Origin of the sequence: Citrobacter sp. TBCS-14, assembly GCF_005280805.1 — a bacterium.
Classification (GTDB): Bacteria; Pseudomonadota; Gammaproteobacteria; order Enterobacterales; family Enterobacteriaceae; genus Citrobacter; species Citrobacter gillenii.
Genome location: NZ_SZWM01000185.1, coordinates 542,441 through 564,265, shown reverse-complemented (window position 1 = coordinate 564,265; position 21,825 = coordinate 542,441). Strand labels below are relative to the sequence as shown.

General features: G+C 50.6%; 20 protein-coding genes and 1 tRNA gene. 11 read left to right on the top strand and 10 right to left on the bottom strand.

Features of this window, described 5'->3' with window-relative positions; translation table 11 throughout:
- Positions 1 to 93: 93 nt before the first annotated feature.
- Complete coding sequence (locus FDX22_RS11340; RefSeq protein WP_146717210.1) at positions 94 to 4,413, top strand: inverse autotransporter beta domain-containing protein; 4,320 nt, start codon at positions 94 to 96, stop codon at positions 4,411 to 4,413.
- 206 nt (positions 4,414 to 4,619) lie between these two features.
- Here FDX22_RS11340 and lpxH read toward each other — a convergent pair whose 3' ends face one another.
- Positions 4,620 to 5,342, bottom strand: a complete 723-nt coding sequence (lpxH, locus tag FDX22_RS11335) for a UDP-2,3-diacylglucosamine diphosphatase (protein WP_137399042.1) — start codon at positions 5,340 to 5,342, stop codon at positions 4,620 to 4,622.
- Between the two features lie 2 nt (positions 5,343 to 5,344).
- Positions 5,345 to 5,839 carry a peptidylprolyl isomerase B gene (gene ppiB / locus FDX22_RS11330; protein WP_115259171.1) on the bottom strand — a complete coding sequence of 165 codons (495 nt, stop codon included), beginning with the start codon at positions 5,837 to 5,839 and terminating at the stop codon, positions 5,345 to 5,347.
- A gap of 172 nt (positions 5,840 to 6,011) precedes the next feature.
- Between ppiB and cysS the strand changes: the two genes are divergently transcribed.
- On the top strand, positions 6,012 to 7,397 hold the full coding sequence (gene cysS / locus FDX22_RS11325; RefSeq protein ID WP_115259170.1) for a cysteine--tRNA ligase: 1,386 nt from the start codon (positions 6,012 to 6,014) through the stop codon (positions 7,395 to 7,397).
- Positions 7,398 to 7,488: 91 nt separating this feature from the next.
- On the opposite strand, the gene FDX22_RS11320 is transcribed toward cysS, so the two are convergent.
- The 3 genes from FDX22_RS11320 to folD all read right to left on the bottom strand — a co-directional run bounded on the left by FDX22_RS11320 (position 7,489) and on the right by folD (position 9,218).
- Positions 7,489 to 8,013: a metal-dependent hydrolase gene (locus FDX22_RS11320; protein WP_096757998.1), complete on the bottom strand. Its 525-nt coding sequence runs from the start codon at positions 8,011 to 8,013 to the stop codon at positions 7,489 to 7,491.
- 124 nt (positions 8,014 to 8,137) lie between these two features.
- Positions 8,138 to 8,350 (bottom strand): ribosome-associated protein YbcJ, encoded by a 213-nt coding sequence (ybcJ, locus tag FDX22_RS11315; protein WP_096757997.1) that lies wholly within the window; start codon positions 8,348 to 8,350, stop codon positions 8,138 to 8,140.
- 1 nt (position 8,351) lies between these two features.
- On the bottom strand, positions 8,352 to 9,218 hold the full coding sequence (gene folD, locus FDX22_RS11310; RefSeq protein WP_096757996.1) for a bifunctional methylenetetrahydrofolate dehydrogenase/methenyltetrahydrofolate cyclohydrolase FolD: 867 nt from the start codon (positions 9,216 to 9,218) through the stop codon (positions 8,352 to 8,354).
- Between the two features lie 574 nt (positions 9,219 to 9,792).
- On the opposite strand from folD, the gene fimA reads away from it, so the two are divergent.
- The 6 genes from fimA (at position 9,793) to sfmF (ending at position 15,861) form a co-directional block, all read left to right on the top strand.
- Positions 9,793 to 10,347, top strand: coding sequence for a type 1 fimbrial major subunit FimA (gene fimA / locus FDX22_RS11305; protein ID WP_115259167.1), 555 nt, complete (start codon positions 9,793 to 9,795; stop codon positions 10,345 to 10,347).
- Between the two features lie 77 nt (positions 10,348 to 10,424).
- Positions 10,425 to 10,958 (top strand): type 1 fimbrial protein subunit FimI, encoded by a 534-nt coding sequence (gene fimI / locus FDX22_RS11300; protein WP_146717248.1) that lies wholly within the window; start codon positions 10,425 to 10,427, stop codon positions 10,956 to 10,958.
- A gap of 41 nt (positions 10,959 to 10,999) precedes the next feature.
- A complete protein-coding gene (fimC, locus tag FDX22_RS11295; protein ID WP_117342161.1) occupies positions 11,000 to 11,692 on the top strand; it encodes a type 1 fimbria chaperone FimC in 693 nt (230 codons plus the stop codon).
- A gap of 6 nt (positions 11,693 to 11,698) precedes the next feature.
- The gene (locus FDX22_RS11290; RefSeq protein WP_146717209.1) at positions 11,699 to 14,311 is read left to right on the top strand and encodes a fimbrial biogenesis usher protein; all 2,613 of its coding nucleotides are present in this window, start codon (positions 11,699 to 11,701) and stop codon (positions 14,309 to 14,311) included.
- Between the two features lie 13 nt (positions 14,312 to 14,324).
- Positions 14,325 to 15,332: a type 1 fimbria D-mannose specific adhesin FimH gene (gene fimH / locus FDX22_RS11285; protein WP_117342163.1), complete on the top strand. Its 1,008-nt coding sequence runs from the start codon at positions 14,325 to 14,327 to the stop codon at positions 15,330 to 15,332.
- Between the two features lie 10 nt (positions 15,333 to 15,342).
- A complete protein-coding gene (gene sfmF, locus FDX22_RS11280) occupies positions 15,343 to 15,861 on the top strand; it encodes a fimbria assembly protein (RefSeq protein ID WP_117342164.1) in 519 nt (172 codons plus the stop codon).
- Between the two features lie 37 nt (positions 15,862 to 15,898).
- Here the strand turns inward: sfmF and fimZ are convergent, their stop codons facing one another.
- From fimZ to fimW, 4 genes are all read right to left on the bottom strand, one after another.
- On the bottom strand, positions 15,899 to 16,531 hold the full coding sequence (gene fimZ / locus FDX22_RS11275) for a fimbria biosynthesis transcriptional regulator FimZ (protein WP_117342165.1): 633 nt from the start codon (positions 16,529 to 16,531) through the stop codon (positions 15,899 to 15,901).
- A gap of 590 nt (positions 16,532 to 17,121) precedes the next feature.
- Positions 17,122 to 17,844: a fimbriae Y protein gene (locus tag FDX22_RS11270; protein ID WP_117342166.1), complete on the bottom strand. Its 723-nt coding sequence runs from the start codon at positions 17,842 to 17,844 to the stop codon at positions 17,122 to 17,124.
- Positions 17,845 to 17,866: 22 nt separating this feature from the next.
- Positions 17,867 to 18,592 carry an EAL domain-containing protein gene (locus FDX22_RS11265; protein ID WP_146717208.1) on the bottom strand — a complete coding sequence of 242 codons (726 nt, stop codon included), beginning with the start codon at positions 18,590 to 18,592 and terminating at the stop codon, positions 17,867 to 17,869.
- A 164-nt stretch (positions 18,593 to 18,756) separates the two neighbouring features.
- Positions 18,757 to 19,350, bottom strand: a complete 594-nt coding sequence (gene fimW, locus FDX22_RS11260) for a fimbria biosynthesis transcriptional regulator FimW (protein ID WP_137400226.1) — start codon at positions 19,348 to 19,350, stop codon at positions 18,757 to 18,759.
- Between the two features lie 37 nt (positions 19,351 to 19,387).
- On the opposite strand from fimW, the gene FDX22_RS11255 reads away from it, so the two are divergent.
- Together FDX22_RS11255 and FDX22_RS11250 are read left to right on the top strand one after the other, a co-directional pair.
- Positions 19,388 to 19,567 (top strand): hypothetical protein, encoded by a 180-nt coding sequence (locus FDX22_RS11255; protein WP_115259164.1) that lies wholly within the window; start codon positions 19,388 to 19,390, stop codon positions 19,565 to 19,567.
- A 39-nt stretch (positions 19,568 to 19,606) separates the two neighbouring features.
- Positions 19,607 to 19,683, top strand: a tRNA-Arg gene (locus FDX22_RS11250).
- Positions 19,684 to 19,841: 158 nt separating this feature from the next.
- On the opposite strand, the gene uspF is transcribed toward FDX22_RS11250, so the two are convergent.
- Positions 19,842 to 20,270, bottom strand: coding sequence for a universal stress protein UspF (gene uspF, locus FDX22_RS11245; RefSeq protein ID WP_096757984.1), 429 nt, complete (start codon positions 20,268 to 20,270; stop codon positions 19,842 to 19,844).
- 445 nt (positions 20,271 to 20,715) lie between these two features.
- Here uspF and FDX22_RS11240 point away from each other — a divergent pair, with 445 nt between their 5' ends.
- Positions 20,716 to 21,810 carry a NapC/NirT family cytochrome c gene (locus FDX22_RS11240; RefSeq protein WP_146717207.1) on the top strand — a complete coding sequence of 365 codons (1,095 nt, stop codon included), beginning with the start codon at positions 20,716 to 20,718 and terminating at the stop codon, positions 21,808 to 21,810.
- The last annotated feature ends 15 nt before the right edge of the window (positions 21,811 to 21,825 follow it).

The following is a 21,825-nucleotide window of genomic DNA, read 5'->3' as shown; positions in this document are numbered from 1 at the left end:
GCCATGCTGGCCAACTTTTATATAAACGACGTAATTATATCCTTTCTGTCAAGGAGGGGATGGTGCATTCCTTTTATACAGGTATTTTAATGTATGCGAAATTTTTTTCGACGTTTTGTTTGGATTAATATAATAACCCAGTTCTTATTCCCCGTGACGGTTGCGTTCACGCCAGCGATTGCTGGTACGGGAAGCGAACGGCGATTTCTTAATACACCATCGGCAAATTCTACAGTAGATATTCCAACCCAGGTGTATATTCTCCAGCCTGGCGAAAGTGTGGATTCCGTTGCGGCGAAATTCAACATGAGTACGGATGCGCTGAAAAGACTCAATCAATTACGTACTTTTTCGCGCGGTTTTAATGCATTGCAGGCGGGTGATGAACTGGATGTGCCGTTAACCCCGTTTCCTGAGATAGCCTGGGGTGAAAACGACCCGCTCCCTTCAGTTGACAATGAACGCGAGAAAAATATTGCCGGAATTGCGTCCCGCGCCGGGAGCTTTTTGGCTAACAACCCTGATACGGATGCGGCCGTTACCCTGGGCAACAGCATGGCAACCACCGCGGCCAGTAGTGAGGTGCAGGAGCTCCTGAACCGCTTCGGAACCGCCCGCGTGCAGCTGGAGACTGACAAAAAACTGTCGCTGAAAAATTCTCAGCTTGACCTGCTGGTTCCACTTTACGATCGGGGGGATAGGGTGGTGTTTACCCAGGGAAGTCTCCATCGTACGGATGACCGCAACCAGTCGAATCTGGGGGTGGGGATTCGTCACTTCATCTCTGATTATATGCTGGGCGTTAATACGTTTGGCGACTATGACCTCTCCCGCGAACATGCCCGCGCCGGTATTGGTGCGGAATATTGGCGTGACTTTGTTAAATTAAGTGCGAATGGTTATTTCAGACTCACCGGCTGGAAGGATTCCCCGGATGTCAGAGATTATGATGAACGCCCGGCGAATGGCTGGGATGTTCGGACACAAGGCTGGTTACCGTTTGCTCCGCAACTGGGGGGGAAGCTGACCTGGGAGCAGTACTATGGCAAAGACGTTGCACTATTCGGAAAGAATAATCGCCAACGTAACCCGTTTGCGGTCACGGCCGGCCTTGAATACACGCCGATCCCGTTACTGAGTTTAAACGCTGAGCAGCGTCAGGGGCAGTCGGGCAAAAATGATACCCGTATGGGGATCGGTTTTAATTATCAACTGGGTATGCCGTGGCATCAGCAGATCGATCCGTCATCAGTGGCGGCAATGCGTAGTCTGGCTGGCAGCCGATACGATCTGGTTGATCGTAACAACAATATTGTTCTTGAGTATCGTCAGCAGGAAGTGCTGCGTATCAGTTTGCCGGATGTTACAGAGGCGCGCTCTTCAGAGCTGATCCGTATTCCTGTTACCTTGCACAAGGATAAATATGGGCTGAAAGAGACGCAATGGACGTCATCGCCAGGATTCGTAGAGCAGGGAGGGACCCTGCAGAAACGTTCAGAAAGAGAAATTGACGTTCGTATCCCTGCTTATACCCAAGGGACACGTAGTGGGGCTGCGCAGGAATACACGCTGACTGCGGTAAGCTTTGATAATAAAGGTAATCGTTCGAATACAGCCAGCACAATTATCCGTGTTAGCCCCTCTCACCACGAGATGGGGGAACTTGTCGTCACGCCGAAGAGCCCCGTTGTCGCAGATAACAGCAAGTTTGTTTCACTGACGGCCGCCGTAAACGATGAGTCTGGTTTAGGCGTGCCTGGGCAACAGCTGACTTTCAGCGTATCGGGCCTGACGGATGAGAATAACAACCCCTCGGCCACGCTTTATACCGATACGCAATCGAACAGCAAAGTACTCTCTGTTACCACGGATGCGGATGGAAAGGGAACGGTTATGCTACGCAGTAAGGTAGCAAAAAAGGGTTCTGTGACGGTCACAACGGATGACGGGAGTACCAGGGAAGCACAGGTATTATTTGCCGCTGATGCTAATACTGCAATGATCAGTGGTCTGAACGTGACCAGAAATCATGCTCATGCGGATGGTTTAAGTTCGAACGAAATTGAAGCTGTTGTTCTGGATGCGCAGGGTAATCCGCTGGCGAATTTTACCGTTGAAGCGGATGCAGATAATGATGGTGTGGTCGATACATCATTGTTAACCGATGCAAAGGGTAAAACGACGCTGAAGATCACCAATGAGCGTGCCGGAGAAACGAATGTTGCCGTTCGCTCAGGATCGGCAACGCGAGCTGCGTTGTCGACTACGGTGCACTTTGTCGTAGACAAATCAGCCGCGCATATTGCTGAAGGTGATCTGAGGGTTACGGCGGGTGCCAAAGCCAACGGAATGGACAGCAATGCGGTAACGATAAAGGTGACGGATACCCGGGGAAATATTGCCGGGGGGGTGATCGTGGATATTAGCGCCGTTGGCGAAACGGCGGAAGCGACGGTTACGGCAGACACGTTTGCAAGTAATGATGAGGGTCTGGTGAATGCGATTATCAGAACTCAGACTGCCGGAGAGTATAAGGTCAACGCATCTATACGTGAATCCGGAAGTTCAACCGACACGACAACGCACTTTATCGCCGACCAGGACTCCGCCAATATCACCGACAGCAATCTGACTGTCGCTTCCGGAGCGAAGGCGGACGGGCAGGTAGGCAACACCGTAGTGGCGCTGGTGACGGATGCGCAGGGCAATCCGGTGGCAAAGGCCGACGTGACGTTCACGGCCGATAATACAGGGGCCTCGTTTGCGCCTGCGGTGGTGACCACGGGCGATGACGGCAGGGCCAGCACCACGCTGACCAGCACCGTGGCCGGGAAAATTATCGTGACGGCAACGGTAGGCAATAATGCCGCCAGCAAGGAGACGGCATTTATCGCCGACCGGGACACCGCCAACATCACCGACAGCAACCTGAGCGTCACCTCCGGAGCGAAGGCGGACGGGCAGGCAGGCAACGCCGTTGTGGCGCTGGTGACGGATGCGCAGGGCAATCCGGTGGCAAAGGCAGAGGTGACGTTCACGGCCGATAATACAGGGGCCTCGTTTGCGCCTGCGGTGGTGACCACGGGCGATGACGGCAGGGCCAGCACCACGCTGACCAGCACCGTGGCCGGGAAAATTATCGTGACGGCAACGGTAGGCAATAATGCCGCCAGCAAGGAGACGGCATTTGTTGTTGGAGAGGCGGCGTTCTCGAGGTCAGAAGTGGCTGTGGATAAGGATACCTATACCTCTGGTGATGATGTTGTTGTGACCGTAACACTTAATGATGAGCATGGAAATGCTGTTATTAATCAAGTGGATAAGCTGAGTTCGAGTACCGTTGACGTAAACAATGCAACCATAAAAGAGGGAAGTAGCTGGCAGGACGAAGGGCGTGGGAAATATATCGCGACGTTCACCGCCGTGAAGGTGACGAGTAGTGCTACCGCAAAGCTTCAGCTTAGCGACTGGGACACTGGCGTGACGTCGCTGCCTTATAGCATTGTTGCCGGAGAACCTGTTGCCTCAACGTCAACATTAACCCGCAACGCTAATGGTTATTTGGTGAATCAAGAGATGATATTCACCCTAATTCTACGAGATGGAAATCGAAATGTGGTCAGGATGGACCCTGAGAGCGTTTTAAGTGATGCAACATTCAAAACGCCTGGTTCAGATACCGTAATAAATAAACTGGAGATGAATAGTAATGGTTCTTACTCATTCACGATAACGGCGAGCGTTAAAGGTGAAGATCTACAGGCATCATTTAGACTCAATGGCTGGGCGTCAGATATTGTTACAACAAATTATGATGTTATGCCAGTTTTTCGTAATGTGAGGGGACTCCATAGCAGAGATACAAATATGGGCTTGAATCACCCCAAAGAGGGTTTCTACGGTGCTCAGTTTGTCCTGGACTTACAGGGGGGCGGCGATCGCACGGATTATAACTGGCGTACCAATGCGGATTGGGCAACGGTTGATGGGAGCGGCGTGGTGATGCTAAAAACGACGATAGCAAGCCATCAGGCCAGGGAGGTCACTGTGACGGCCACACCTAAGAATGGGAAAACGTTTGGCATTATTCGCCATACCTTCAAACTTGATAGATGGATTTCGGTTTATGACAATGAGGTATTCTATCCCGATGCCCTGGAAGCATGTGCTTCACTGAACATGAGACTCCCGGCAGATGCGAGAGATGGTTTTAGTGATTTCTGGGGTACTAAGTCTAAATATGAGCAATCTGTAATTCCGTCTCATATTTATCTCGATAGCGTACGTTTTTGGATAAAAACGACTAATAATGCAGCCCCCTATCTGTGGGTACGTTATCTTATTAACGGAGTCTATTCCGGGGGGGCAGGAATATCTGCTAAATCACGTTTCCTGTGCATTGAGGATTTCTAAATATACAGGGAACTGACGACGTAACCATCACACCTCCCTACGTTATGTGGGGAGGTGTAGTCAGTTCTGTTTGGCCAAACGGCTAAAGTCTGACAATTAGCGTCTTCGTGGTAAAACGGTGGCGAGATGAGGATGAGGATGAGGTACTGAGTTGTTGCGACAGTGAGCGAACATTTTGCTAACCGGAGCCAGATTGTGTGATGTATTTAAAATGCAAACGCGATCAGCTCAACGTCGTCGGGCGTGACCTTAACCATCGAACCTTCGCTGTGCCACGCACCTAATACTACGCGGAACGCAGGTTGTCTATTGGCAGCCAGTTCATGCACCGCCGGGCGATGGGTATGCCCGTGAATTAACCACTGGACCTGGTGTTTTTCCATCTCGGTAACCACGGCCTGCGGATTCACATCCATAATTTCCAGCGATTTGCTGCTGTTGGCGGCTTTGCTGTTGGCGCGCATCTTTGCGGCAATGCGTTGGCGAACAAACAACGGCAGAGCAAGAAACAGTGTTTGTAGCCAGGGCTGATGCACTTTAGCGCGAAATGCCTGATAACCGGCATCATCGGTACACAGCGTGTCGCCATGCATGATCAGCACCTTGCGGCCATACAGGTCGAGCACTTTTTCCTCGGGTAACAAGGTCATGCCGCTCTCGCGGGCAAAACGCTTGCCGAGCAGAAAATCACGGTTGCCGTGAATGAAGAAGCAGGGGACGCCGGAATCAGCCAGCGATTTTATTGCGACGGCGATTTCATGGTGCAGCGGAGTGGGGTCATCGTCACCTATCCAGGCTTCGAACAGATCACCAAGAATATACAGCGCATCGGCTTTTCGTGCTTCACCGGCTAAAAAACGCAGAAAACCGGCGGTAATCGCCGGTTCTTCCGTGCAGAGGTGAAGATCTGCAATAAACAGTGTCGCCACGATTACTCGCTGACGGTCACGTTTTCGATAATAACGTCTTCTTTCGGTACGTCCTGGTGCATGCCGCTGCGACCGGTAGAAACGTTTTTGATTTTATCAACCACGTCCATGCCTTCAACCACTTCAGCAAATACACAGTAACCCCAGCCCTGCATGCTTTCGCCGGAGAAGTTCAGGAAGTCGTTGTCGGCAACGTTAATGAAGAACTGCGCCGTTGCGGAGTGCGGAGCCTGAGTACGGGCCATCGCCAGCGTACCACGGGTGTTTTTCAGACCGTTGTTGGCTTCGTTTTTGATAGCCTCTTTGGTTTCTTTTTGCTTCATGCCAGGCTCAAAACCGCCGCCCTGAATCATGAAACCATTAATCACACGGTGGAAAATGGTGTTGTTATAGAAACCTTCGCGGCAGTAGTCCAGGAAGTTTTTAACTGTTTCAGGCGCTTTATCATCAAATGTTTTGATTACGATATCGCCGTGATTAGTGTGGAAAGTAACCATTTTTGCATCCTGTTCCGATAGAGTGGTGCTTCGACCCTGGTCAGGGTCAGTGTTAGGGGTGTGTTATAGCATAACCGCAAGATTCGATCACCTTGCAAAGTGTGCTGCTTCGGGGCCAATTTATAGGTATTATAGGGCTTTGTTATCCACACACGTCTACACGGAATCTTCGATGTTAAAAATCTTTAATACACTGACGCGCCAAAAAGAGGAATTCAAACCTATTCATGCCGGGGAAGTCGGCATGTACGTGTGTGGTATCACCGTTTACGATCTCTGTCATATTGGTCACGGACGTACCTTCGTCTCTTTTGACGTGGTTGCGCGCTATCTGCGCTTCCTCGGCTATAAGCTGAAGTACGTGCGTAACATTACCGATATCGACGACAAAATCATTAAACGCGCTAATGAAAATGGCGAAAGCTTTGTGGCGTTGGTCGACAGGATGATCGCGGAAATGCACAACGACTTCGACGCGCTGAATATCCTGCGCCCGGATCTTGAACCACGTGCGACGCATCATATTGCGGAAATTATTGAAATCACCGAACAGCTGATCGCCAAAGGTCACGCTTACGTGGCTGATAACGGCGACGTGATGTTCGACGTGCCGACCGATCCGCACTACGGTCAGCTGTCGCGCCAGGATCTGGATCAGCTGCAGGCGGGTGCCCGCGTGGATGTGGTGGATGTGAAACGTAACCCGATGGACTTCGTGCTGTGGAAGATGTCCAAAGAGGGCGAGCCGAGCTGGCCGTCCCCGTGGGGAGCAGGCCGTCCGGGCTGGCACATCGAATGTTCTGCGATGAACTGCAAACAGCTGGGCAACCATTTCGATATTCACGGCGGCGGCTCTGACCTGATGTTCCCGCATCATGAAAACGAAATTGCCCAGTCCACCTGTGCGCACGACGGCGAATACGTCAACTACTGGATGCACTCCGGGATGGTGATGGTTGATCGTGAGAAAATGTCCAAATCACTGGGCAACTTCTTTACCGTGCGCGACGTGCTGAAATACTACGACGCCGAAACCATTCGCTACTTCCTGATGTCCGGCCACTATCGTAGCCAGCTGAACTACAGCGAAGAGAACCTGAAGCAGGCACGTTCTGCACTGGAGCGTCTGTACACCGCGCTGCGCGGTACTGACAAATCCGTGGCTCCAGCCGGTGGTGATGCCTTTGAAGCGCGTTTCATTGAAGCAATGAACGATGATTTCAATACGCCGGAAGCCTACTCGGTGCTGTTTGATATGGCGCGTGAGGTCAACCGTCTGAAGGGTGAAGATATGGCGGCGGCTAACGCCATGGCCGCGCATCTGCGCAAGCTGTCCGGCGTGCTGGGCCTGCTGGAGCAGGATCCGGAAGCGTTCCTGCAAAGCGGTGCGCAGGCGGATGACGGTGAGGTCGCTGAGATTGAAGCGCTTATCCAACAGCGTTTAGATGCCCGTAAAGCGAAAGACTGGGCGGCGGCCGACGCGGCACGTGACCGTCTGAACGAGATGGGTATTGTGCTGGAAGATGGTCCACAAGGCACCACCTGGCGTCGCAAGTAATTCTCTCAATTGCCGGATGGCGGCTAACGCCTTATCCGGCCTACGATGGAATGATCGGTAGGCCTGATAAGCGTAGCGCCATCAGGCACTATTAGTGACGTCTGTACCACCACAGCACACCCATCATGACGGCTCCCGGCAGCCACACCCACATTAATTCCGAGATAATCACCTGATGCCCATACGGCGTGGCGTAGCGTGACAGCGCGAACGGCGCAACCTTAATCACCTGCCACGGCGCAAAGAAGCGCTCATCTGACCATGGCCACAGCCAGCCAACGCCTTTACCTCCGGTGGTCACCGAATCCAGCAGGCTGTGTGACAGCAACGACACCGTCAAAAATAACCAGCAGCGAACCAGCCCGGCTTTAAACCATCGTCTACCTATCATGATGCACAGTAACGGCACCGCGAAGGCGAACAGTAGCGAGTGGGTAAATCCGCGGTGACCGAATACGTTGCCGTAGGCAATACCGAACTTAAACGACAGGACGTCGGCGTCAGGCAGCATTGCCAGTACAACCCCGGCAAACAACAAGCGTGGGGGAATGACTTTGAGCCCCAGACCCAATCCTAAACAAAGAGGTACAGCTGCGTGGGTAACGATGGTTGGCATGATAGTCGCTTCGTATAAGAAAACGATAGGCTAACAGCCTGGCGTGAAGTGAAGGTGAAGTTAATTATCTGAAAATCAGGGGGAACGGACCGGATGTGGTGTGAACCGCCATCCGGCCCTGGGATCATGCCACGACGTTAATGCTTTGACCTTCAAAGCTCACGGTCTGTCCGGCAACGATTTTGCAGCGTTTACGTGTTTCTACTACTCCATCGACCTTCACTAACCCTTCGCCAATGGCAATTTTTGCCTGGGCGCCGCTTTCGCTCCAGCCTTCCAGCTTTAGCAGATCGCAGAGTTCAACGTGTGGGTGTTTACCCAGTGAAAATGTGGCCATCTTAAACGTCCTTTACATCATGGTATTCAACGCACGCCTGAAGCGTGTTTTCGATAAGTGTGGCGACCGTCATCGGGCCAACGCCACCCGGCACCGGTGTAATATACCCGGCGCGCGCAGCGGCATCTTCAAAGACCACATCGCCAACAACCTTGCCATTCTCCAGACGGTTGATGCCGACATCAATCACAATCGCACCTTCTTTGATCCATTCACCGGGAATAAAACCCGGTTTGCCGACGGCGACAATCAGCAGGTCAGCATGCTCTACATGGCGACGCAGATCTTTGGTAAAGCGGTGGGTTACCGTGGTGGTACAGCCCGCCAGCAGCAACTCCATGCTCATCGGACGACCGACAATGTTTGAGGCGCCAATCACCACGGCATTCAGGCCGTAGGTATCGATGTTGTAACGCTCAAGCAGGGTCACGATGCCGCGAGGCGTACACGGACGCAGGCGCGGTGCACGCTGGCACAGGCGACCGACGTTATACGGGTGGAAGCCGTCGACGTCTTTATCCGGTGCAATGCGTTCCAGCACCTTAACGTTGTCGATCCCCGCCGGTAACGGCAGTTGGACCAGAATACCGTCGATGGCGGCATCCGCATTGAGCGTATCAATGAGCTCAAGAAGTTCCGCCTCGCTGGTGGTTTCAGGCAGGTCATAGGAGCGGGAGACGAACCCCACTTCGTCGCAGGCTTTGCGTTTACTTGCTACGTAAATTTGCGAAGCCGGGTTGCTACCTACCAGCACAACAGCCAGGCCTGGGGCGCGTAATCCAGCCGCTAAACGCGCCTGAACTTTTTGAGCCACCTCAGAGCGTACCTGCTGCGCAATCGTTTTACCGTCAATAATCTTTGCTGCCATCAGAGAGAGGATTCCGTCTGTTACGTTAAATCGAAGGGGATGTCACTATTTTGTCAGAAGCGCGGCGTGCTGTCAGTTTTCGTTTGCATTTTTAGGTGAGATTAGGAACGTCTCGCTGTGCGAACGGGTGAGGTGTCAATATCGTAAAGACAGGAATAATTACTGAGTACGCTAATTAATTTTAACGTTAGTGAAACAACTCATCACCCTTCTGTTTTCATGGGTAATGCGTCATAAACCAGTCTGTTACGTACCATTGTGGTGGTGTTTAAGTAATATTTACCCAGACATTTCTTAGATCCCAATAAGAATTAGCCAGGGCCATTACAAGGATTTGCAGGTATTTTTCATTAATTGAAATGTTTAATTTATCCCTGTGACGAATTGTCATATTCGTAAAGATTAATTAGTGAATCTCGCGCTCAGGAGAGTTGGGGTCAAGCATCATTAATTCTCTTTCGATATATATCTTTACAGGATGCAGAGATAATTTGCCTGACATTTTATGTCGATAATGATTCAAACGGAGCCGGCAGGATACCGGAACCGGATGTGTGTAATTCAAGGGAAATCCATGAAACGTAAATTAATAAATACTTCTGTTATTGCCAGCTTGATGTTAGTTGCAGGGGCCGCCGTCGCAGCCGATCCGGTCAGCGTGAGCGGCGGTACCGTTCATTTTGAAGGTGAACTGGTCAATGCAGCTTGTGCGGTAAGCACACAGTCAGCCGATCAGGTGGTGACATTAGGGCAATATCGTACCGCCAGCTTTGCAGCCATCGGCGATACCACGGCACAGATTCCGTTCTCCATCGTGCTGAACGACTGCGATCCTGCGGTTGCCGCGACGGCAGCTGTGGCGTTTTCGGGTCAGGCGGATGCCTCCAACTCAGCTCTGCTGGCGGTATCTTCAGGGAATAACACCACCACCGCTGGCGGTGTAGGCATCGAAATTCTGGACAACGCGTCTACCGCGCTGAAGCCAGATGGTGCCACCTTCTCTACTGCCCAGGCGCTGGTAGAAGGCACCAACACCCTGCGTTTCTCCGCACGTTATAAAGCGACCGCTGCAAGCGCCACGCCAGGCCAGGCAAACGCCGACGCCACCTTCATCATGAAGTACGAATAAGCCGTTCTGATTGGCGCAAGGAAGACGACAGCCTCAATGGATGAGGCAATATCCGGGGATGACGAAGGATGTGGCAACTGATTTTCAAAGGCATGACGCTGGCGGGAATGCTGTGCGTAATGCCTGCGCTTGCACACACGGTAATACTGGAAAGCGGTCGCCTTCACCTGCGTGGGCAACTGGTCAATGGGGCCTGTACGGTGGCCACCGATAGCCAGAACTTGCGGGTACAGATGGGGCAGTATCGCACCAACGCATTTGGCGAACCGGGAAGCTTTGCCTCGACCAGCGTACCGTTTTCACTGCGCTTAACGTCCTGCAGTGCCGACGTTTATGACCATGTTGGGATTGCGTTTGCCGGCGTCACGCCTGCAGAAGATCCGCAGGTCTTTCTGGCCAGCGGTGAGACGTCTGCGGCCTCGGGTATTGGCCTGGCATTATTTGATGAGGGGCAACGACAAATTATTCCGAATGCGCTGCCGCGTCATTACGCCCCAATTTTAACGCAGGAAATGACGTTTCACTTCACCGCGCGCTATCGGGCTGTCTCGGAAAAGATAACGCCAGGAACGCTTCGTTCAGACGTGTGGTTTACGTTGGTCTATCCCTGATTTATTTACCAACGATAATCACACCAAAGGTATTTGTAGCCATGTTTAATTATCTTAAATCAGGTTTTATTATTTTCCTCACCTTATTTGTTTCCTGCAGTGCTCAGGCTGCTGGGGGAATTGCATTAGGTGCTACCCGCGTTATTTATCCCGCCGAGGCTAAACAAACATCGCTGGCTATTAGCAATAGCGATACTAAAGAACGTTTCCTGGTTAATTCATGGATTGAGAATAGCGCAGGCGTTAAAGAAAAAGCCTTTGTGGTGACGCCTCCACTGTTTGTCAGCGAGCCCAAAAGTGAAAATACGCTGCGCATTATCTATGCCGGTCAGCCACTGCCTACAGACCGCGAATCGCTGTTCTGGATGAACGTGAAGGCGATCCCGTCAGTCAATAAAGACAGCCTTGAGGGTAAAAACGTTCTGCAACTGGCGATTTTGTCGCGTATTAAACTCTTTGTCCGCCCAAATAACCTGCCACAGGTACCGGAAGACGCGCCCGGCATGTTGCAATTTTCCCGTTCCGGCACACAGCTGAAAATTACGAATCCGTCAGCGTATTACGTCACGCTGGTTAACCTCAATGTGGGAAAAACGAAGGTTGATAACGTCATGGTGGCACCGAAGAACGCGGCGCAGATCCCGCTGCCTGCGGGCGTTCAGGGCAGCGTGACGTTCCAGACGGTTAATGACTACGGCGCAGTGACACCTGCCAAAACGGTTAGCGTGCGTTGATAAACGATGAATAAGACAACGTACTTACCTGGCCGGTTACCGGGGATTACGCCACCGCTGGCGGGCGTGGCGTTGTCCACGCTGGCTGCCTTATTTCCGCTGTCAGGCCACGGGGAAAGCTATTTTAACCCGGCATTTTTATCTGCGGATACGGCGTCCGTGGCGGATTTGTCGCGTTTTGAAAAAGGGAATCACCAGCCTGAGGGCGTCTACCGCGTGGATATTTGGCGCAATGATGAATTTATTGCCACCCAGGATGTTCATTTCGCCACCAGTAAGGCGGGTACCGGCGAGAAATCTGGTGGGCTGACGCCATGTTTTGGTCTCGATTGGGTTAAGCGCCTGGGGGTCAACACGGCGGCGTTTCCGGCGCTCAGTCAGGACCCGAACAGTACCTGTATTAATTTGCCCGAGGCTATCCCCGGCAGCGAAATCGCCTTCGATTTCTCTACGCTGCGCCTGAACATCAGCTTGCCGCAGGCCAGTATGCTGAATAGCGCGCGGGGATATATTCCGCCTGAGGAATGGGATGAAGGGATCCCGGCTGCGCTGGTGAACTACAGCTTTACCGGCAGTCGTGGCAGCGATTCTGACAGCTATTTCTTAAGCATGTTGAGTGGCCTGAACTATGGCCCCTGGCGGCTGAGAAACAACGGCGCCTGGAGCTATTCCAAAGGCGACGGATATCACTCGCAGAGCTGGAAAAACATCGGTACCTGGCTTCAGCGCGCCATTATCCCGCTGAAAGGTGAGCTGGTGATGGGTGACAGCAACACCGGTAACGACGTCTTTGACAGCGTCGGGTTTCGCGGGGCGCGGCTCTACTCGTCAGACAGCATGTATCCGGATAGCTTGCAGGGGTACGCGCCAACGGTTCGCGGCATTGCCCGTACGGCGGCGAAACTGACCATTCGCCAGAACGGTTATGTTATATACCAAAGCTATGTGTCGCCTGGGGCGTTCTCGATTACCGATCTCAACCCGACGTCGTCCAGCGGTGACCTGGAGGTGACGGTAGATGAAAAAGATGGCAGCCAGCAGCGCTATACCGTCCCGTACTCCACGGTTCCACTGTTACAGCGCGAAGGGCGACTGAAATACGACCTGGTGGCCGGGGATTTCCGCAGCGGTAACAGCCAGCAGTCATCACCGTTTTTTGTCCAGGGCACGTTAATCGCCGGGCTACCTGAAGGCTATACGGCCTATGGCGGCACGCAGTTGGCCTCTCGTTACCGCGCGCTGGTGTTCGGTACCGGGCGCAACCTCGGCGACTGGGGCGCGGTCTCCGTCGATTTAACCCATGCGCGCAGCCAACTGGCGGATGACAGCACCCACCAGGGGCAATCGCTGCGTTTTCTGTACGCAAAATCACTGAATAATGTCGGCACCAACTTCCAGTTACTGGGATATCGCTATTCGACCCGGGGGTTTTATACCCTCGACGACGTGGCGTATCGCAATATGGAAGGTTACGAATACGAATACGACAGCGAAGGCAATCGCCATAAAGTGCCGGTGGTCCAGAGCTATCACAATCTGAGCTACAGCAAAAAAGGCCGTTTTCAGATCAACATCTCGCAGAATCTCGGAGATTACGGATCGCTGTATGTCTCAGGCAGTCAGCAAACTTACTGGAATACGTCCGATACCAATACCTGGTATCAGCTCGGCTACGCCAGCGGCTGGCAGGGGATTAGCTATTCGCTCTCCTGGTCGTGGAACGAATCGGTAGGGATTGCCGACACCGACAGGATTCTGGCCTTCAATATGTCGGTGCCGTTTAGCCTGTTGACCGGGCGACGCTACACGCGCGATAACGCGCTTGATCGCACCTATGCCACCTTCAACGCTAACCGCAATAGCAACGGACAAAACAGCTGGCAGAGCGGGATTGGCGGGACGTTGCTTGACGGGCGCAACCTGAGCTACAGCGTAAACCAGGGGCACAGCAGCACCAACGGTTACAGCGGTAGCGCCAGCGCAAACTGGCAGGCGACCTATGGCACGCTGGGTATGGGATACAACTACGACCGCGACCAGCATGACTATAACTGGCAGCTCTCCGGCGGCGTGATTGGGCATGCGGACGGAATCACCCTGAGCCAGCCGCTGGGCGATACCAATGTGCTGATCAAAGCACCAGGCGCCCAGGGCGTAAGGATAGAGAACCAGACCGGGGTGCAGACCGACTGGCGTGGTTACGCGGTCATGCCGTACGCCACCGTCTATCGCTATAACCGTGTGGCGCTGGATACCAATTCAATGAACAACCATACCGATGTGGAAAATAACGTCAGCAGCGTAGTACCGACACAGGGGGCGCTGGTAAGAGCGGCGTTTGATACACGTATCGGCGTGCGCGCGTTAATTACGGCGCAACAGGCGGGTAAACCGGTACCGTTTGGCTCCATTGTGCGTGAAACCGCCAGCGGCGTAACCAGCATGGTGGGAGACGATGGACAAATCTACCTGAGCGGTTTGCCGCTAAAAGGCGAGTTGCTGATCCAGTGGGGCGAAGGCGCGAACGCGCGCTGTACGGCGCACTATGCCTTGCCTGAGGAGAGCCTGAAACAGGCGGTAACGCTCACCAATGTGACCTGCGAACGCCCGTCGGCATGAAAGGAATAATACGATGAAACGACAAACTGGTTGGTTACTCGGGAGCGCTTTACTGCTGCTGGCAAATTCGTCATGGGCCACGGTCTGCCAGAATTCGAATGGCACGCCGACGGATGTGTTTTACGATCTGTCGAACGTCTTTAACAGCAGTAATAACCGCCCCGGTCAGGTCGTGACGTTGCCGGAAAAGTCCGGCTGGGTTGGGGTTAATGCGACCTGTCCTGCGGGGACGACGGTAAATTACACCTACCGCAGCTACGTGACGGAACTCCCGGTGCAAAGTACGGAAGGGGGCTTTCAGTATTTGAAGCTGAATGATTACCTGTTGGGGGCTATGAGTATCACCGACAGCTATGCCGGGCTGTTTTATCCTCCACGTAACGATATTCGTATGGGAACTCACCCAAACGTACCTAAGCAGAAACCCTTTGGCGTCATGGATTCAAAGCTGGTATTCAAATTAAAAGTGATCCGCTCATTTATTAACATGGTACCAATCCCCCGCCAAACGATGTTTAGGGTCTATGTCACGACCAGCATCGGCGATGCCCTGAGTGTGCCGGTATACACCATCAGCTACAGCGGCAAGGTCGAGGTGCCGCAAAACTGCGAAGTGAATGCCGGACAGGTTGTCGAGTTTGATTTTGGTGATATCGGCGCGTCGTTGTTTAGCAAAGCTGGGGCTGGAAATCGGCCAGAAGGCGTTAACCCGCAGACTAAAACGATGGCCATAAAATGTACCAATGTTGCCGCGCAGGCCTACCTGACCATGCGCGTGGAGGCTGAAAGATCTTCGGGGCAAATGATGGTGTCGGACAACGCCGATTTAGGCTTTATTGTTGCCGACAGCAGCGGCGTACCGCTAACACCTAACAACCTGTCCAGCACCATTCCGTTTCGCCTAGATGATAACGCCGCGGCGAGCGTCAGTATCCGGGCGTGGCCGGTTAGCGTGACGGGCAATAAACCGGCGGAAGGGCCATTTACTGCCCGTGGATATCTGCGAGTAGATTATGACTAAGAGGCGCGCAATGGTCATTCGCATACTGTTGGTGGTTGCTGCCTTGCTGTCGTTTACCTCGCTAAGTCGGGCGGATACGTCGTTGGGCGAGATCAATATTGAGTTGCGCGGTAATGTAGTGGACTTTACCTGTGCCGTGATTGCCAGCGACAGCAATAAATACGTGGACCTCGGTACCTGGCCGACAAAGCAGTTAAAAACCAGTGGTGATACCACCCAACCGGTTCCTTTTTCGCTAAAGCTGGAAGGCTGCCCGCCTGGGTCGGCGTCAATCACCTTTTCCGGTACGCCGGCAGCGGGTACCACGCTACTGGCGCTGGATAATACGGCGATGGCGCAAAAGGTGGCGATTGAACTGCATGACAGCGATCGTACACGGTTGCCGCTCGAACAGGCGAGCCAGACGGTGAGTATTGACGAAAATGGCAATGCCACACTGACCTTTTTCGCCAACTATATTGCCTTAGCGGATGGGGTCCAGCCCGGACTTGCCAGGGCTGATGCGACGTTTATGATCAACTATAACTGACCACTCACTCCCGAACGACATCTCGTCGGGAGTGGTGTTACATTAATTCATGCATTTTCGCATAATCGATCAGCTCGACAATGGTATGCAAACCAAGTTTGGAGTAGATATTGGCTTTGTGCGCACTGATCGTTTTATTGCTGAGTAATAGCTGCTCTGCAATTTCTTTATTGGATAACCCATTTGCCAGATAACGTAGCACCGTGACCTCGCGATTGGAAAGCGGCATGTCATTCAGCTCTCCTTTACGTATATTAATGTTATTAATAAAGTTAAGCGTATCTGACGGGAAAAAAGAATAACCGGATAAGATCATTTTCACCGCATTGTAGATATCATTCAGGTCCTTGCGTTTACTGACAAAACCATTTGCACCTGCCCGGATAGCGCGTCCGGCGTAAAAAGATTCTGATTTTGAGGACAGAAACAGAACCCGCGTCTTTTCCTGCAGTGATTTAATTCTCTTGAGTAGGGTAAATCCATCGGCACCAGGCAGTTCAATGTCCAGAATGACGAGATCGACAGGATAGGTGCGCAGGTGATCAATTGCTGTACGACTGTCGTCAGTTTTCAGTACCACTTCGATATTACTATTTTTTTCGAGCAGCACTTCTATCGACATTCTGACAATAGGGTGTTCGTCCATAATGATAACGGATGCTGGTTTCATTGTTGTATGCCTCAAACTGTTCGTGTATCTTGCGATTTTGATAAAACATCAGGCGTTATTAATATTGTCAAATAGCCAAGGGTTGTTCTGCGAGAAGAACCGAATAAATAAGACTTCATCCTTGTTTATTCAGCCGTTCTTGGTAAGAACAATGAGTGTGTGGAATATCCATTTCACACCAGGAAAAATTTACAATTAATCATTAAACAGTAGGGATTATACCTACTCTACTCATTCGGAAAAGTCTTGCGGTAAGTAACTTCTTAATGGCTGTTACGATATCCTGAAAGAACCCAATATGCTTACGATTGTTAGTATTATTTTCCTTCTGTTTTAATTATGGCAGATTGAAAGTTTTTTTAAAATACTAAAAACAACACAACAGGCTGATTGTTTAGGTTTTGTTAAGGAGGTCTTAGATGGCCATTACGACGTAATGCACAGAGTTCGTAGGGTTAAGTGCTTTGTACGCCGCAGGCATAATACCAGGATTAGTTGTAAATATTAAATTTATGTAAAAATTACATGGGGCGTCTCAGTAATAAATAAGTAATTTCCTAAAAAATCTTATTTCACAAAGGTTTATGGTGTTAAATTAAATGATGAGAGGTAGCGTTAAGACGGTGTATCAGATGCAAAAAACGTTGGCGGTGTGGCAATCCGAGGTACGTAATCAGTTGATTCAGACGATAGATAACCCGGTGGTAAGGCCGGTTTTGTATGCAGGCAATCTTTTTTAAGGATTCACCTTGCAATAGTAATGAAACCATCTCCCAGTCAGCCAGGTTTAAACGCGAAGAATGAATATTATTTAGATTTGGCGATAATAAAGCGTGACGTATGTCTGCAAGGCGCTGACGGCGGGGGAGAACATAAAAAGGACCGGTCATGGCAATAAATTTACCCAGACTTTCGTCATTATCGTTGAGTAATAAAAAAATCTGTATGTCATTACGCTGTTTAACCAGCAGGCGTAACTGTTGGAGCGTCTCGAAATACGAGAATGGCAGTCCTTCCATATCAATCACTAACTGACTGGATTCAGGGGATTGCAGACTGTCGAGCGCCGACTCAAAATTCTGGAAAACAGCCGTACGGGTACCTGAAAATAAATAGCGGTTCAGTGTAAATGCGAGATAGTAATCAGTGGTGATAATTGCCTGAGATACAGTGTCTCCCGGTAATGTATAATTGATTTTTTGTGCCAGATACTCAAGCCGGTCAAATACCTGCGGCGCACAGTGATGATATTGATGGGTACAGTGAGTGTTTTGTAAACGGCGATGTCGTTCCCGACGTAGTACGCTGCGCATCCTTCCTGTTTTCCTTTCCGTTTTATTTCTCCTGCCCTGGATAAATGGCGGGCCATAAATACCCCTGCCCCAATTTTGCGCCGGCTCGCTGGGCAATTTCCTTGTGCGTTTGGGTTTCAATCCCTTCGATAATCACCTGATTTGCGATAGCTTGTCCTTTCTTAATGATCTGCTGGAGCCTGCTGGGTTTTTTACTCAGTGTCCAAAAAGTATTTTTATCCAGTTTAATGCCTGACAGGTGCCAATTAGCCTCAATGAATGCGATGAGTAATTCTTCATTGATGTCATCCATCCAGATAGGGGTGCCTGACGCTTCAACATGCTGCATAGCGTTATACGCCACATGGCGTTGAGCAACATTGAGCAAAAGGAATGTAGCAGGGTCCTGTATTTCGATGACAAGGTTAGGTGGATACGTAACATCACGCCAATGAAATGACGTCCAGTTCAGAAAGGCCTTCATCGGCAGGTTCAGTGAATAAACGTAGCCGGGCTGATAATGTACGATGTTGGCTATTTGGCGATAAAATAGGCTTTGTTGTTGTGCGAAAGAAAGCTGGCGAAAATAGTACTCGCTATTCATTTTTCGCGGGAGGTGGGTCAGGACTTCAAAGCCGTATCGGTGCGAAGTCGATAACTCGACAATGGGTTCTAATTTCAGTGTTGAAAGTAGAACGTTAGCATCATTTTTTATTGAAGGATGTGCGTACTCATATTTATCGTTGCACAATAACAGGCTCGGCATCATGATATTCTCCCACGCGGAGCAAATATTACCGAGAGTGTTTTATTTTTACCCCGGAAATAACACATAGGCATTATTGTGGCAGCATAGAAATGGGGGCAGTAGGCGCATATACTTAATTGCACATGAGACATTTCTCATAAAGTTTCCAGCGCATAAGAAACGGTTCAATTTTGTAGAAAACTCAGGTTAACCCTGATGTATCTTAAGAATTGTTGTTCATTTTTCACCTGCAGTTTTCTCATAATACTCCGACGCGTTACCTTCGCTTCTACCTCACTGAGTGCAAGAAGCTGTGCGGTTTCGGCGAAGGTATATCCGCTGGCGAGGAACATTAAAAACTGACGCTCTGCAATGGAAAAGTTGCGGGTGGTGCAGTAGTGACAGATGGTGGCAGGGACGCTGGTACGGAGTGCGCGTTTTTGCAAAATGAGTACCATTTTTTTGCCGATCTCTTCGACATCATCTTCGCGATAAATCAGCGGTAGCATGTACAGGCAGGGCCTGAACATCAGCTTATCTTTATCGCATTTTCTGCAAATAATGACCCGATGCTGGTGACGGGTGTGGAGGGGGATTTCGTAACAGCCCGCGCTGAGCCACTCTTCATCCAGCGATAAAAAGGCGATGTCTGCACGATCGATATCGTCGACAGGCAAGAAGCAAATCTCCTGACGCCACTGATTCGTCAGACGAGTAATGATGATTTTCAGACCATGTTCGAAGTGACTATTTTCGTCTTTGATGGCGATACTTAACATAGAAGGGATCCTAAACCGCAGGGAAGGGTGTAGGAGAATGTTAAGCAAAATCATTAATTTTCTAAATACATTTAACCTTAAACCGGGCTTTACGGCGCCTCAGTTGTTACCAGGTGATTTCCTGGATACCCGTGGACGAGCAGAAAAAACCACCATTCGTACACTTCGCAAGCAACCAGAACAAAAGGCATTGACTCAGCAGGCGCTGACCGTATAATTCACGCGTTTCATCCGCATGAAGTCTTCACTTCGCAATGCGCCCTTAGCTCAGTTGGATAGAGCAACGGCCTTCTAAGCCGTAGGTCGTAGGTTCGAATCCTACAGGGCGTACCATTTTACAGCATTCCTCTCTAATCATCCCTGTCGTATTCGCCATTGCAACAAACCACCATTCGCTCCGTATTTGACTTTTTCTGCGAGACTCAGGAAATCCGAAACGAATAAGAACGGGAGCTGATTCGCTCCCGTATGTATGGTCTTTTGTCGGCATGTCACCGCACTACAAGCACCGGGCATTTTGCGTGGCGCACCACGGCGGAGGCCGTTGAACCCAGCAGATAAGTGCTAAAACCCGGCTTATGCGAACCGATGATGACGAGTTCTGCATCTACCGCTTCCGCTAACTTTAAGATCTGATCTTTAGGCGGGCCGTAAACGACGTGCAGTTCCGTCCTGCCGGCAGGAATGTTGAATTGTTTAACAATCTCTTGCAGCTTTTCGGTGGCCTTAGCTTGAATGCCACTTCTGTCCGGGAATTCATTGGAGTAGGCCAGTCCCAGTGATGCGTAGAATGGGACAGTAGGGATAACGGCTAAAAAATGGACCTTTGCGGTTTTTGCGTGCGCCTCGACCTGTGGGATCACCTGACGCGTTACATCGGTTTCAGAGATATCAATCGGCACCAGAATAGAACGATACATATTCACCACCTCTTGTTTGTTATACCGCCATCCTGAGTGTAGCGAATTGATAACCTGTATAATAAGCAGCCAGATCAAGAATAGGTGCTTATCTCCCTATCTCATACCTGGTGAAAGAGATTCATTTTTTTCCTTTCCATTATGTATTTATTTATATAACGTAGTATTTTTTGGGGGGGATAGATGCCCCTGGACTGGGTCTTCCACTTTTTACACTGATATTTTATTTAATAATGGGTTATTAAACTTATCGCTAGGTTTATTGTTCTGTTTTTATGTTGAATTTTAAAGAAAAACCTCTGTTGTAATAAATATGCGATCGCCTTCAAACTTGCCTATCTGCTGATTCTCATTTCCTTCTGGCCTTGATGAATATCAATAAGTAACCCAGCCAGTGTAATTACTGTCTACCTATTAAAGGGTAGGTTGCCTGTGGGAATGAAAAATGAGAAAAATAAATAAAACTATTCTATGGACAATGCTGCTGTGCATTGTTCTGGGGGCTGTGATCGTTTTGGCTGGGCAATGGACATTACATAAAACATCGAGTACTGAATTTTGTCTGTCATGCCATACGATGCAAGCACCTTATGAGGAATATACCGGTTCGGTCCATTTTCAAAATAAGAAAGGTATTCGCGCTGAATGTGCGGATTGTCATATTCCACAAGGAGGACTTGATTTCCTGGTTGCCAAACTCCGGGCAACAAAAGATGTTTATCATCAGTTCGTTACTAAGAAAATTGATACCCCAGAAAAGTTTGAAGAACATCGCCTGGAAATGGCGCAAACCGTGTGGGCGCAACTGAAAGCCAGCGACTCGGCGACTTGTCGCAGTTGCCACAGTATGGATGCGATGGATCTTGCTGCACAAAGCGCCGATGCGCAGAAAATGCACAAAATGGGGGTTGCGGAAAAACAAACCTGTATTGATTGCCACAAAGGCGTCGCTCATTTCCCTCCTGAAATAAAAATGGATGACAGTGCCCTAAAAGGGCTCGAAGCACAGTCTGCCTCTACGCCTGCAACGGCAGAAAAACTTTATGCCGTCAGTAATACCCCGCTCGGGGATCTGGGAACGGTTTATCCGGCGACCCAAATGCAGGTACTGAAATCAATGGAAAATTCACGGCTGGTGGAGATCCGCGGCAGCCAGATGCAGGGAAGTGAACAGGTTATTTACTACGCGGCTGGGCAGCGTTTGATCCTTGCAAGCCTCAGTGAAAAAGGACAGCAATCGCTCAAGGTTCTCTCCGACTGGAAAAAGGATGACTACGGCAATACGTGGCGGGACGTTGCTCTGCAAGGAGAATGGAGTGGCTCCGCGCTCGCCAGTCGCGAACCGATGTGGGATTACGCCCGCAAGCTCGACAATGTGTATTGCGCAGGTTGCCATGCACCGATTCCTGCTAATCACTTTACGCTCAACGCCTGGCCTTCAGTGGCAAAAGGGATGGGCGCGCGCACCAATATCAGTGAAAACGAACTGGATATCCTGAGCCGTTACTTCCAGTACAACGCGAAAGACATGAACAAATAAGCGATAACACCAGGA

Bases quoted from the DNA above. Each gene is read 5' to 3' on its own strand.
- FDX22_RS11340 (WP_146717210.1), top strand. From the start codon at position 94: ATGCGAAATTTTTTTCGACGTTTTGTTTGGATTAATATAATAACCCAG.
- ppiB (WP_115259171.1), bottom strand. From the start codon at position 5,839: ATGGTTACTTTCCACACTAATCACGGCGATATCGTAATCAAAACATTT.
- cysS (WP_115259170.1), top strand. From the start codon at position 6,012: ATGTTAAAAATCTTTAATACACTGACGCGCCAAAAAGAGGAATTCAAA.
- FDX22_RS11320 (WP_096757998.1), bottom strand. From the start codon at position 8,013: ATGCCAACCATCGTTACCCACGCAGCTGTACCTCTTTGTTTAGGATTG.
- ybcJ (WP_096757997.1), bottom strand. From the start codon at position 8,350: ATGGCCACATTTTCACTGGGTAAACACCCACACGTTGAACTCTGCGAT.
- folD (WP_096757996.1), bottom strand. From the start codon at position 9,218: ATGGCAGCAAAGATTATTGACGGTAAAACGATTGCGCAGCAGGTACGC.
- fimA (WP_115259167.1), top strand. From the start codon at position 9,793: ATGAAACGTAAATTAATAAATACTTCTGTTATTGCCAGCTTGATGTTA.
- fimC (WP_117342161.1), top strand. From the start codon at position 11,000: ATGTTTAATTATCTTAAATCAGGTTTTATTATTTTCCTCACCTTATTT.
- FDX22_RS11290 (WP_146717209.1), top strand. From the start codon at position 11,699: ATGAATAAGACAACGTACTTACCTGGCCGGTTACCGGGGATTACGCCA.
- fimH (WP_117342163.1), top strand. From the start codon at position 14,325: ATGAAACGACAAACTGGTTGGTTACTCGGGAGCGCTTTACTGCTGCTG.
- sfmF (WP_117342164.1), top strand. From the start codon at position 15,343: ATGGTCATTCGCATACTGTTGGTGGTTGCTGCCTTGCTGTCGTTTACC.
- fimZ (WP_117342165.1), bottom strand. From the start codon at position 16,531: ATGAAACCAGCATCCGTTATCATTATGGACGAACACCCTATTGTCAGA.
- FDX22_RS11270 (WP_117342166.1), bottom strand. From the start codon at position 17,844: ATGCGCAGCGTACTACGTCGGGAACGACATCGCCGTTTACAAAACACT.
- FDX22_RS11265 (WP_146717208.1), bottom strand. From the start codon at position 18,592: ATGATGCCGAGCCTGTTATTGTGCAACGATAAATATGAGTACGCACAT.
- fimW (WP_137400226.1), bottom strand. From the start codon at position 19,350: ATGTTAAGTATCGCCATCAAAGACGAAAATAGTCACTTCGAACATGGT.
- FDX22_RS11255 (WP_115259164.1), top strand. From the start codon at position 19,388: ATGTTAAGCAAAATCATTAATTTTCTAAATACATTTAACCTTAAACCG.
- uspF (WP_096757984.1), bottom strand. From the start codon at position 20,270: ATGTATCGTTCTATTCTGGTGCCGATTGATATCTCTGAAACCGATGTA.
- FDX22_RS11240 (WP_146717207.1), top strand. From the start codon at position 20,716: ATGAGAAAAATAAATAAAACTATTCTATGGACAATGCTGCTGTGCATT.